Annotated in this window: 12 protein-coding genes and 1 tRNA gene; 8 read left to right on the forward strand and 5 right to left on the reverse strand. The window is 65.2% G+C overall.

From position 1 onward, the window contains the following. Positions 1-10 precede the first annotated feature (10 nt). The 3 genes from CH296_RS12110 to CH296_RS12120 all read right to left on the reverse strand — a co-directional run bounded on the left by CH296_RS12110 (position 11) and on the right by CH296_RS12120 (position 2,697). Positions 11-1,051: a hypothetical protein gene (locus CH296_RS12110; protein ID WP_143546353.1), complete on the reverse strand. Its 1,041-nt coding sequence runs from the start codon at positions 1,049-1,051 to the stop codon at positions 11-13. 84 nt (positions 1,052-1,135) lie between these two features. Then, positions 1,136-1,552 (reverse strand): very short patch repair endonuclease, encoded by a 417-nt coding sequence (locus CH296_RS12115; protein ID WP_094632050.1) that lies wholly within the window; start codon positions 1,550-1,552, stop codon positions 1,136-1,138. After that, positions 1,549-2,697, reverse strand: coding sequence for a DNA cytosine methyltransferase (locus CH296_RS12120; RefSeq protein ID WP_179277710.1), 1,149 nt, complete (start codon positions 2,695-2,697; stop codon positions 1,549-1,551). The genes CH296_RS12115 and CH296_RS12120 overlap by 4 nt, the downstream gene beginning before the upstream one ends. Before the next feature lie 178 nt (positions 2,698-2,875). Here CH296_RS12120 and CH296_RS12125 point away from each other — a divergent pair, with 178 nt between their 5' ends. The 3 genes from CH296_RS12125 to CH296_RS12135 are packed head-to-tail and all read left to right on the forward strand — an operon-like array spanning position 2,876 to position 6,903. Then, entirely contained in the window at positions 2,876-4,669 is a 1,794-nt protein-coding gene (locus tag CH296_RS12125) for an ABC transporter ATP-binding protein (RefSeq protein WP_094684848.1), read from the forward strand. Then, positions 4,662-6,485, forward strand: coding sequence for an ABC transporter ATP-binding protein (locus CH296_RS12130; RefSeq protein ID WP_094684849.1), 1,824 nt, complete (start codon positions 4,662-4,664; stop codon positions 6,483-6,485). The genes CH296_RS12125 and CH296_RS12130 overlap by 8 nt, the downstream gene beginning before the upstream one ends. Before the next feature lie 40 nt (positions 6,486-6,525). Further along, positions 6,526-6,903, forward strand: a complete 378-nt coding sequence (locus CH296_RS12135) for a hypothetical protein (RefSeq protein WP_256980429.1) — start codon at positions 6,526-6,528, stop codon at positions 6,901-6,903. 22 nt (positions 6,904-6,925) lie between these two features. Here the strand turns inward: CH296_RS12135 and CH296_RS12140 are convergent, their stop codons facing one another. Further along, complete coding sequence (locus tag CH296_RS12140) at positions 6,926-7,267, reverse strand: hypothetical protein (protein ID WP_094684869.1); 342 nt, start codon at positions 7,265-7,267, stop codon at positions 6,926-6,928. Between the two features lie 188 nt (positions 7,268-7,455). Between CH296_RS12140 and CH296_RS12145 the strand changes: the two genes are divergently transcribed. Then, positions 7,456-7,971, forward strand: coding sequence for a putative glycolipid-binding domain-containing protein (locus tag CH296_RS12145; RefSeq protein ID WP_032395594.1), 516 nt, complete (start codon positions 7,456-7,458; stop codon positions 7,969-7,971). On the opposite strand, the gene CH296_RS12150 is transcribed toward CH296_RS12145, so the two are convergent. Beyond that, positions 7,944-8,915 (reverse strand): prephenate dehydrogenase, encoded by a 972-nt coding sequence (locus tag CH296_RS12150; protein ID WP_094684870.1) that lies wholly within the window; start codon positions 8,913-8,915, stop codon positions 7,944-7,946. The two genes, CH296_RS12145 and CH296_RS12150, sit on opposite strands and share 28 nt — an antisense overlap. A gap of 63 nt (positions 8,916-8,978) precedes the next feature. Between CH296_RS12150 and CH296_RS12155 the strand changes: the two genes are divergently transcribed. The 4 genes from CH296_RS12155 to CH296_RS12170 all read left to right on the forward strand — a co-directional run bounded on the left by CH296_RS12155 (position 8,979) and on the right by CH296_RS12170 (position 10,464). After that, positions 8,979-9,518 carry a tRNA adenosine deaminase-associated protein gene (locus CH296_RS12155; protein ID WP_045200815.1) on the forward strand — a complete coding sequence of 180 codons (540 nt, stop codon included), beginning with the start codon at positions 8,979-8,981 and terminating at the stop codon, positions 9,516-9,518. Positions 9,519-9,542: 24 nt separating this feature from the next. Continuing rightward, on the forward strand, positions 9,543-9,977 hold the full coding sequence (locus CH296_RS12160; protein ID WP_045198239.1) for a nucleoside deaminase: 435 nt from the start codon (positions 9,543-9,545) through the stop codon (positions 9,975-9,977). A gap of 107 nt (positions 9,978-10,084) precedes the next feature. Further along, entirely contained in the window at positions 10,085-10,282 is a 198-nt protein-coding gene (locus tag CH296_RS12165; RefSeq protein ID WP_032395366.1) for a CsbD family protein, read from the forward strand. 91 nt (positions 10,283-10,373) lie between these two features. Further along, a tRNA-Ser gene (locus CH296_RS12170) sits at positions 10,374-10,464 on the forward strand. The last annotated feature ends 357 nt before the right edge of the window (positions 10,465-10,821 follow it).

A 10,821-nucleotide genomic window follows, 5' to 3' on the forward strand; every position in this document is an offset into this window, starting at 1 on the left:
CCGACCAAGGCTAGCCAGTGAGTACCTCGGCGGTTGCCACCGCCAGTGCGACGGCGGACTCGCAGCTGTCGGTCAGGACGGACAGTGTGGGAACCGTGCGGGCATAGCGCGCGGCAGCATCGTCTTTCTCGGGCATGCCGAGCACGGGGTTGCCCAGCACGATGTCCGCGAAGCACGACGAATCCGAGGCGCGTGTCTCGACGGTGTAGCCGCCCTGCTGGACGGGCTCGCTGTCGGTCGAACGCAGATCCGAGTCGACGTACGTGAGCGTGACGTCGAGCATCGCCAGTGAGTCCTCGAACGTCGACGACGACGCCGTGAAGTGGCAACGGTACGGATCGGACGCGGGGTTCCAGCGGGCCACCGTCCAGGTTGCGGGCAGGTGTTCGAGGACGGCACACGGGTCCTTCGTGGCCAGCGGAAGGTTGTACTTCGAGTCGGCCCGCAGTGGTGGATCGTCCAACAGGCTCAGTGCGGTCTCGGCGAAGGTTGTCGCCGCGGCACACGCGTCGGCGACGGCCCGATCGACGTCGATCGTGGCAAAGCTACGACCGGATTCGGTGAGGAAGCCGTCCATGGCCCCGGTGGCGGCCCCGTCGAACTCGTCGCGCAGCGGAAAGCTGACGCGGCACTGCCCTTGCGACAGGTCGTGGAGATACACCTGTTCGCCGCCGATCGTGATCCGCTCGGTGTCCGGGTCGTCCGGCGTCGGCTGATATCCGTTCAGATCGATCGAGACGGAGTCGGTGGCGCTCGAGTTCGCCGGGTTCAGACTGGCCGAGCACGCGCTCAATTCGCCGTCGGGGCGCAGTTGCACCACCGTGCCGAGCTCAGCGAGGTCGTTTTCGGTGAGAAAACCGCAGGGGTCGAGACTGCGTACGAACGCCGCCGAGTCCGCTAGGTACCGGTCCGCCTCGGACAGCACGAATCCGTACCGGTTCTGCGGCGCACTGCTGACGGGGGAGGCGCTGCCGAGCAAGACCACCGCGCACCCGCTCGTCGATACGGCCATCGCCAGCGCTGTTGCCGCAAGCCACCAATTTCTACGCACCGTTTCCCCCGGAACTCGAATCAACCGATCATGGGGTTGGACGCGCGGGGGCCGGAGATGGTTTCAGTCTCCGGACAGGTTGTTTCAGTCTCCGGAAAGTTCGTCGACCACTCGATCGGCGGCCTCGGCGGGGTCCTCGTGTTCCCAGATTCGTACGACGCGCCAGCCCTCCGCGAGGAGCTTGTCGTCGGTGTCGCGATCGCGCGTGACGTTGGCCGCCAGTTTGTCGGCCCACCACTGCGCGTTGTTGCGGGGCTTGGTCGCGTGCACCGGGCAGCTGTGCCAGAAGCAACCGTCGACGTAGACCGCGACTTTGCGTTTGGGGAAGACCAGATCTGCTCGACGCCTCATGCCCTTCAACGGAGCTCGATCGACGAAGTAGCGCAGACCTCGACGGTGCAGTGCCTGCCGTAGCGCCACCTCGGGCTTGGTGTCGCGGCGTTTCTGCTTGCTCAGTCGCGCGCTGGTCCTGGCGTCGGTGGCGGGCCGGTCTCCGCTCACGCCGACACCCTCTCGGCGTACCCGCCCATGCGTTCGAGATGGGCGTCGAGGTCGTCGAGAAAGCCGTCGACGAAACGGAGATTGCCCGCTCTGGCTCGCTTGAGGAACCCGGCGGTCGCTCGCGCCGAGAGCAGCTTCGCGTCGTCCAGGAAATCGATCAGGTCCTCGTACGGCTCGTGCACCGGCATGGTCGTCACCGCGACCCGATAGCTGGTGCGGTCGCGTCCCCAGGCTGCGGTCGGCCAGGCCTGACCAGGCAGCAGAGCCGTATCGTTCGAGGCGTCGTACGGCTGGGGATCGTCGAGTGCGCTCGCCGCCCAGGACGCCATGCGCACACTGACGGCGTTGCCGACGAGCTTCCAGCGATGTCCGCTGCGGACGCCGGGCTGCTGGACGGCGGGCAGCGTCCACTCCGGATCGAATCCCTGCAGACGTTCGGCACCGATGATCCCGGGAGTGACGATCTCCCCGGACGGCAACCGAACCGCCGGCGGACTGGCTATGCCGAGCGAGGATCCGCCCTTGAGCGTCGGGACCGCATTGACGGCCCAGCCCAGCCCGCGAATGCCCTCGGTCCAGTAGAAGCCGCACGGCTGCGTGGCCGGGTCGCCGTCGGGCAGCGGTCCTGCATCCTGCGAGAACAGCACCTCGCGTGGATCGTCGGTACGCGAGGCCAGCATCACCACCCGCTGCCGACGCTGCGGCAACCCGAACGCGCGGGCGTCGACGACGCGGTAGGCCCACATGTAACCGAGGTCCTCCAGCGCGTCGGTGATGTGTCGCATGGCCGCCCCACGGCCGAGTTGGAGCATGAACGGCACGTTCTCCATCAGCAGCCATCGCGGGCCGCGTCGACGCGAGACCAGCCGAAACACCTCGTCGACCAGGCCCGATCTGGCACCGGTGATGCCTGCGGTGCGGCCGGCCTGCGAGAGGTCCTGACAGGGGAAGCCGGCCGCGACGAGTTCGGTGTCGGCGGGCAGGCTTCGAAGAGTGGTGACGTCGGTGTGCAGGGGTACCTCGGGCATGCGCGCTTTCAGGACGGCCCCGGCTCCGAGATCGATCTCGCACAGCAACTGCGTCGTCCACCCTGCGTCGGCCAACCCCAGCTCGAGCCCGCCGATCCCCGCGAACAACCCGACCATCGACCGTGCGCTCACGTATGCCCTTCCTTTGCCCGACGGCCCTACGTTACTCGAGAGTCGGTTCGCTTGACCTCGACCGAGCTCGAGGTTTCACACTGGAATGCGAGGGCCGAAAAATCGGTTGGAAACTGAGCCTGTGCAATGAAAGCATTCGAGCACAGCAATAAGGAGAAGAACTGTGTCTACGGGTGTGCTCGATCCCGAAACCCGAACCCTCGATCAGCCATACCCGGACACCGCGAAGCCGGCCAGCTCGCTGCGCCGTTTCGCGCCGTTTCTGCTGCCGTACAAGTGGTTCTACATCGCCTCGATCGTGGTCTCGCTGATCGCCACCATGACCGGTCTGGTGATACCGCTGGTGATGCAACGCGTCATCGACGGGCCCATCACCGATCGTAATTTCTCGGCCGTCTGGTGGCCCGCGGCGTTCGTCCTGTTGCTCGGCACCATCGATGCGCTCGGCATCTGGGTTCGCCGTTACCTGGTCTCCCGCCCGTCGAGTCAGTTCGAGATCTCAGCGCGCGCAACAGTATTCGACAAACTCCAGCGACTGTCGGTCGCGGCTCACGAGAGCTGGGAATCGGGTCAGCTGCTTTCTCGTGCCATCGCAGACCTCGGTTCGCTGCGGCGGTTCATGGCCTTCATCGGCCCGTTCATCATCATCAACGCCGTCACACTGGTCGCAGGCATCGGCGTACTGCTGGTGCAGTCCTGGCAATTGGGGCTGATCATGCTGGCGACGTCGGTACCGCTGGTGATCGCCTGCACCAAGTTCGAGACGCTCTATCGCGTCGTGGCCCGCGACGCTCAGGATCAGGCCGGCGACGTCACGACGACGGTCGAAGAGTCCATCCAGGGTATTCGTGTCCTCAAGGCGTTCGGTCGAAGTGCGCACTTGGGCAAGCAGTTTCTGCGTCAGGCCCGCACATTGCGGGGCACCGAGCTGAAGAAGGTGCGCTACCTGGCGATCATCTGGGCGGTGATCGTCGGGCTGCAGCCGATCACCATCGGCGCGATCCTCGCCGTTGGCACGTACTCCATCGTCCAGGGCACCATGACGGTCGGCACGCTCGTCGCGGCCATCGCCATCGTCACGTTCCTGCTGTGGCCGATCGAATCCTTCGGGTATCTGTTGGCCGAACTGAACAACGCCCGCACGGCAGCGGACAGGTACTGGGAGATCATGGATACTCCCGAAACCGTGACCGATCCGGACAATCCCGTCGAATTGCCCGAAAAGATCCGTGGCCGAGTGCAATTCGATCGCGTCGGATTCACCTTCCCCGACGCGTCCGCACCGCTTCTCGAGGACGTCAGCTTCGTCGTCGAGCCGGGGGAGACCGTCGCGCTGGTCGGCAACACCGGTAGCGGAAAGACCGCGCTGACGAACCTCGTACCCCGGCTGTTCGACGCCACCGAGGGCTCCATCACCATCGACGGAATCGACGTGGCCTCGATGCGGTTGGCCGATCTGCGGTCGATCGTCACGGTGGCGTTCGAGGATCCGGTGCTGTTCTCGGTCAGTGCGCGCGAGAACATCGCGCTCGGTTCGCCCGGAGCCTCCGATGCCGAGGTCGCCGAGGCGTTGGAGATCGCGCACGCAACGGATTTCGTCGAGCAGTTGCCGTGGGGCCTGGCCACTCGCATCGGTGAGCAGGGAATGAGCCTGTCCGGTGGGCAGCGGCAGCGGCTCGCACTGGCGCGGGCGGTGCTGGGCAAGCCCCGGGTACTGGTGCTCGACGACCCGCTGTCTGCGCTCGACGTGGACACCGAAGCCAAAGTGCAGAAGGAATTACGACGCGTGTTGGCGCACTCGACGACACTGCTGGTGGCGCACCGGCCGTCGACCGCTGCCTTGGCCGACCGCGTGCTGTATCTCGAGAACGGACGAATTGTGGAGCAGGGAACACACGAGGGACTGCTGGCGTCGTCGCCGCGGTACCGCGAAGTGATGGGGTCGATTCATGGCTGAGCAAACCGCAGCCGCGGATTGGCGCGGCGTCGGCGGCGAGGAATCGGAGGTCGACGCAACCGGAAACCTGGTGTTGGCCGGGCGTTCTCGCCGGTTGCTCGCCTCGTTGGTGCGGCCGTACAAGAAGCAGGCCCTGCTGTCGTTCCTGATCATTCTGGTCGACAACATCACCTACGTTGCCGGTCCGCTGTTCATCGCCTATGCGCTGGACAACGGTGTCGGCGCTGCAGCACAGGGTGATTGGGCTCCGTTGCTGTGGGCGATCGGCGGCTACACCGGCTTCGGTCTGCTCGGGATGCTCACCACCTACGCCTTCCTTACCGTCTCCGGTCGGCTGAGTCAGAACATCCTGTACGACCTGCGCGGTCGGGTGTTCGACCATGCCCAGAAGCTGAGCCTGTCGTTCCACGAGAAGTACACCTCGGGACGGTTGATCTCGCGTCTGACCAGCGATGTCGAATCTCTGCAGACGCTGCTCGAAAGTGCGCTCAACGATGCTCTGACGGCCATCCTGTCGATGGTGTCGATCGCGATCATCCTGGTGTACCTCGACGTTCCGATGGCGATGATCGTGCTGGCCGGATTCGTTCCGCTGGTCCTCGTCACCCGGTGGTCGCAGCGTCGACAACGCCAGGGATACCGTCGAACACGGGTGGCGATCGCCCGCGTCGTGGTTCACTTCGTGGAGTCGATGGGCGGTATCCGCGCGGTACAGGTGTTCCGGCGCGAGGGCCGCAACGACGCGATTCTGAGCACCGAGGATTCGGAGTACCGCGACGCCACCACCGCAGCGCTGCGCGGGATGGCGAGCTACACCGGCATCGTTCGCTGGATCGGCAACGTCACGCTCGCGATCATCCTGGTGTTCGGTAGCTGGCGAGTGATCAACGGCCACATGGACATCGGTGTGCTCGCCGCCTACGTGTTGTATCTGCGCCGGTTCTACGGACCTCTCGACGAGCTGGCGATGGTGTTCAATGCCTACCAATCCGCTGCGGCTGCACTGGAGAAGATCTCCGGGGTACTCGAGGAAGAACCGTCGGTGATCGCCCCGAAGAATCCGGTGGAGATCGGAACGGTGAAGGGCGACATCACGTTCGACGATGTGCACTTCTCGTACGGCTCCGAGCGCGTTGTGCTGCCCGAGTTCTCGTTGCACGTGCCCGCAGGCCAGGTGGTTGCGATGGTCGGGGCCACCGGAGCCGGAAAGTCGACACTGGCAAAGCTGTTGGCGCGTTTCTACGATCCGACGGCCGGAGCCGTGCGACTCGACGGCATCGACATGCGGGACATCAGCGACGTGGACCTACGCCGCAACGTCGTCATGGTGACGCAGGAATCGTTCCTGTTCTCCGGTTCGGTGGCGGACAACATCCGTCTCGGACGCCCTACGGCGACCGATGCGGACGTGCGGGCTGCGGCCGACGCCGTCGGATTGACCGAGTTCATCGCGTCGCTGCCCGACGGCATCGACACCGACGTACGCAAGCGCGGTGGCCGATTGTCCTCGGGTCAAAGGCAATTGGTGGCCTTCGCGCGGGTGTTCCTCGCTGCGCCGTCGGTGATCGTGCTCGACGAGGCAACATCGAGCCTCGACATCCCGAGTGAGCGGCTGGTGCAGCGCGCGCTCGAGACCATCCTGCAGGGACGAACGGCGCTGATCATCGCGCACCGCCTGTCGACGGTGGCCATCGCCGATCGCGTTCTGGTCATGTCCGACGGCGACATCGTCGAGGACGGAACTCCCGAAGACCTGATCGCGGGAGAGGGACGCTTTGCGCACCTGCACGAGGCGTGGGAAGACTCGCTGGTCTGATTTTCGTAACGCGTCGTCGGTCCTGGGCGAAATGACCTGTATGAGAAGAACATTTGTAGCGGCAACACGAGTTGCCACCGTCGTCGTCTCAGGTCTGGCCTTTTCAGCAATCATCGGCGCAGGCGTTTCCCATGCTGACACTCAGGATTGCTCCATCGCCCACGATGCCTTCGGCGCGTCTGCAACGTGCCACGACACCGGTGCTCCTCCGGGGAGGGAGTACGTACTGATCACCGAATGTTGGGGCTTCTATGTCACTGCCGCCGTTCCGTTCCTGGCGGTCGGCCCCTACACCTCGTCGAGCCGATCCTTCGTGCCGACAGGTCAGGCGTCGGGTAACTGCGGTTCGAGCTGGGGCCAGCCGACGTCGACCCTCGGTGTGGTCACCGGTGCCCACGTGGAGATCTATCGCCAGTGAGATCGGCCTGGTGACCGGCTGATCAGGTCCAGGGCGTGATGGGCGGCTTGACCCACATGATCTTCTCGTCGGCGTGCTGGGGCGTCGCACCGTCGTGGCCCGGGTGTTCGGCCGCCCACACGGATTTACGGTCGAGCAACTCGGCCACGATGGTCCACGTCTCCATCGTGCTCGGTGGATGCAGGTCGGCAGCGCGGGCCAGCTTCCGGCGGACCGCGTCGGTGAGGTCGAGTAGCTCGGCACCGGTGATGCCGCGATCCCACACGTAGCGCGCCAGAGCCTTCGCCTTGTCCTGCCGACTCTTCGCAGCCTGTTCGGAGTGCGCGAAATCGAACTGCCCGTCGCCCGCGTTCTCTGTCGTCACGGGCACAACATTAATGAACTGCGAGAAAAGGCACGTCCGCTTGATCTTCTGGGGGCCTCGTCGCCTACCGTAGGTGGGTGATCACTCAAGCATCGGGTGCAGAGCAAGTCTCCATCCCCGCGACCGATTCCACAGACGCGAAAACCTGGCCGTCGATCCTGACGTGGCGAGCGCACGACGTTCCTCGCATGGAGTCCGTGCGGGTCCAGCTCTCGGGCAACCGCATCAAGGCTGCCGGACGCATCATCGGTGGCGCGTGCAGCGATCACCCCGCCTTCAGTGCGTCCTACGACCTGGTGACCGACGAATACGGCGTCACCAAGAGGCTCTCGGTGCGCACATCTCTCGCGTCCGGTGACCGCCAGGCCTCCGTCAGCCGTGACGACGAGGGCTACTGGATGGTGGAGAACAGCACCAGCCATCAGCGCTCGACCTACAGTGGCGCGCTCGACGTCGACATGGTGCTCAGCCCATTCTTCAACACTCTGCCGATCCGTCGATTCGGTCTGCACACCCAGGTCCAGGACCTCGAGGTGCCCACGGTGTACGTGAACCTGCTCGACCTCAGCATCCAGGAAGCCACGCTGACCTACAGCAGTGGTTCCGAGGGAATTCACGTCATCTCACCGGTCTCGACGTCGTCCGTCACGGTCGACGCCGACGGTTTCGTTCTCGACTACCCGGGACTGGCCGAGCGGATCTGACGTACGACGCCACCGCGTCGACCCGCGTCCTGCAGTTTTTCCCGCCACCCCGGTTCGCCCGGGGTGACGTCGGTGATCTCGAAGCGTTGATGCTGCTCGTACTGCAGGCGCGCCGTGTTTCCGGCCTCGACCAGTGATTTCGTCGAACCTTCGTCGAGTTCTTCGCGCGCTGCCGTGAGTGCGTCCAGAGCCTCGTCCAGCGCGGTCCGCAGAGCGGCGGCGTTGCCCTCGGTCATCGCCCGAACGAGATTCGGCGACGAGGACGCCACCCGCGTCCCGTCCCGAAACGAGCCCGCAGCCAGGCCCAACGCCAGCGGTCCGCCTGCCGCGCCCACGATCGCGAGTGTCTCGGCCAGCACATGCGGAAGATGGGAGATTCTGGCGACGGCGCGATCGTGCTCGACGCTCTCTGCCGGCACCACCACCGAACCGCAGTCGAGAGCGAGACGGGCCACCCGAACCCACACGTCGGCGTCGACTCCCGGGTCGGTGGACACCACCCACACCGCGTCGGCGAACAGCGTCGGATCGGTGGCCGACCACCCCGAGTGGTTGGTGCCCGCCATGGGATGTCCCCCGACGTAGCGTGCCTGCAAACCCTGCGCCTCGACGGCGGCTGCCATCTCGGCCTTGACGCTGACGACATCGGTCAGCGGAGCTGTGGGGGCATGCTCGGCGACAGCAGTCAGAATCGACTCGACGGCAGGCATCGGAACGGCGACGACGATCAACGCGTCCTGTGCTGCGGCCCTGCTCAGTGCAGCTACCAGGTCGGTGCCGACGTCGTATCCATCGGCCACAGCACCTAAAATCGCGTTGGCCGATCGGTTCCATCCCCATACCGGACGGCCCGCATCGTGTGCCGCGCGCAGGATCGACCCACCGATCAGTCCGAGACCCAGAACGCACACCGAAGAAGAAGTCACCCGATCAGATTGGCACAGGTGGGTGACGTCGATCGGACGTGGACTTCGAATACAGGCCCCTACCGGACTACCGTTGCGCGCATGGCCGCACAGCGCGCGAACAACAACCGCGCATCCGCACCGGAATACGACGACCTCGAGGGATTCGGCGTTGCAGTTGTCCGAGAGGAAGGCAAGTGGACCGTCACGCCGCTGTCCGACGACGCACTGACCAGTCTGTCGGCGGCAGAGACCGAATTGCGTGAGCTGCGCAGTTCTGGAGCGGTGTTCGGAATGCTCGACGTGGACGAGGAATTCTTCGTCATCCTGCGTCCCGCACCGAACGGCACCCGACTGTTGCTGTCCGACGCGGTCGCCGCCGTCGACTACGAAATCGCCGCGGACGTCCTCGATGCGTTGAACATCGAGATCCCCGACGTCGACCCCGACGAACTCGACGACATCGAACCCTACGAGGAGGGTGACCTCGCGTTGCTGGCCGATCTCGGACTCCCCGAAGCTGTGCTCGGCATCATCGTCGCCGAGACCGACGACTACCCCGACGAGCAGCTGCAGTCCATCGCCGAACGCCTGGGCTTCGAGGACGAGTTCACCGCAGCGGTGAACAAGCTGCGGCGGTAGTCCGTGTCGGTATCCGACGCGGACATGATCCGCGCAGCGCTGGCGGCTGCCGCCGAGGCGTCGGATGCCGACGTCCCCGTCGGAGCCGTCGTGTTCGACGCCTCCGGACGTGAGATCGCCCGAGCCTGCAATGCGCGGGAGGCGTCGGGCGACCCCACCGGACACGCTGAAGTGATCGCCCTGCGTCGAGCAGCGGCCGTGCACGGGGACGGCTGGCGACTCGAAGGCTGCACCCTGGCCGTCACCTTGGAACCATGCACGATGTGCGCCGGGGCGCTGGTGCTCGCTCGCGTCGGAGCCGTGGTGTTCGGAGCGTGGGAACCCAAGACCGGAGCAGTCGGCTCGCTGTGGGACGTGGTGCGAGACCGTCGACTCACCCATAGACCGCAGGTTCGCGGCGGCGTGTTGGAAGCCGAATGCGCCGAAGTGTTGACCAGGTTCTTCGCTCGCCAGAGATAACGATCCCGTCTCGAGGTGAGGGGCGAGGTGGCCGGGTCCGTCGGTTTTCAGGAGTGTGGAGAGCAGGGGTGCGACGACGCGCTCCAACCTCTGCGAAGGAGAGCACTATGGGAATCGGCGACAAGATCTCGAACAAGACCGAAGACCTCGGCGGCAAGGCAAAGGAAGCCGCTGGTTCGGCCACCGGAGACAAGGACCTCGAAGCAGAGGGCAAGGGCGACCAGACCTCGGCAGCAGTCAAGGACGGCGTCGAGAAGGTCAAGGACGCAGCCTCGAACATCAAGGACAAGCTCACCGGCAACTAGTCGCCGGAGTGGAGCCTGCGGAATGACCGATGGATTCGCGTGCTGAGCAGGCGATTTAGCCTCAGGCCGTCATTCCGGTACAGTCTTCTGCGGTGGCGTGTCCGAGCGGCCTAAGGAGCACGCCTCGAAAGCGTGTGACGGGTAATCCCCGTCCGAGGGTTCAAATCCCTCCGCCACCGCCAAAACTCCCCACCCGATCCGTCGGGTGGGGAGTTTTTTTGTGTGCGCAGTCCGGGGTGGGGTTCAGCCGCAAACGCGCGCGCATTTGTCAGACGCGTTCGGATTCGCTAGCGATTCGGGGTCTATTTCACGCGCACCTGGCAAGTGCGCGCGCGTTTGCGGGCTTGGCGGGGTGGGATCGCTGGGCGGAAGGGGGCGCATTCAGGAGTTCACGGGTGCTGGGTTCACGGGTGCGGGTGTCGGCTGTGCGCGGCTGTATCTGTTGCAAACGCGCGCGCATTCGTCGGTTGCGTGCGAATTCGCGACCGATTCGGGGTCTATTTCGCGTGCACCTGGCAAGTGCGCGCGCGTTTGCGGGA

The sequence above is a fragment of the Rhodococcus sp. 14-2496-1d genome (genome assembly GCF_002259365.1).
Classification (GTDB): Bacteria; Actinomycetota; Actinomycetes; order Mycobacteriales; family Mycobacteriaceae; genus Rhodococcoides.

What these genes read in the sequence shown, in the direction of transcription:
- CH296_RS12155 (WP_045200815.1), top strand. Translation starts at nt 8,979, where the DNA reads ATGGCCGCACAGCGCGCGAACAACAACCGCGCATCCGCACCGGAATAC.
- CH296_RS12145 (WP_032395594.1), top strand. Translation starts at nt 7,456, where the DNA reads ATGGAGTCCGTGCGGGTCCAGCTCTCGGGCAACCGCATCAAGGCTGCC.
- CH296_RS12135 (WP_256980429.1), top strand. Translation starts at nt 6,526, where the DNA reads ATGAGAAGAACATTTGTAGCGGCAACACGAGTTGCCACCGTCGTCGTC.
- CH296_RS12120 (WP_179277710.1), bottom strand. Translation starts at nt 2,697, where the DNA reads ATGGTCGGGTTGTTCGCGGGGATCGGCGGGCTCGAGCTGGGGTTGGCC.
- CH296_RS12165 (WP_032395366.1), top strand. Translation starts at nt 10,085, where the DNA reads ATGGGAATCGGCGACAAGATCTCGAACAAGACCGAAGACCTCGGCGGC.
- CH296_RS12160 (WP_045198239.1), top strand. Translation starts at nt 9,543, where the DNA reads ATGATCCGCGCAGCGCTGGCGGCTGCCGCCGAGGCGTCGGATGCCGAC.
- CH296_RS12130 (WP_094684849.1), top strand. Translation starts at nt 4,662, where the DNA reads ATGGCTGAGCAAACCGCAGCCGCGGATTGGCGCGGCGTCGGCGGCGAG.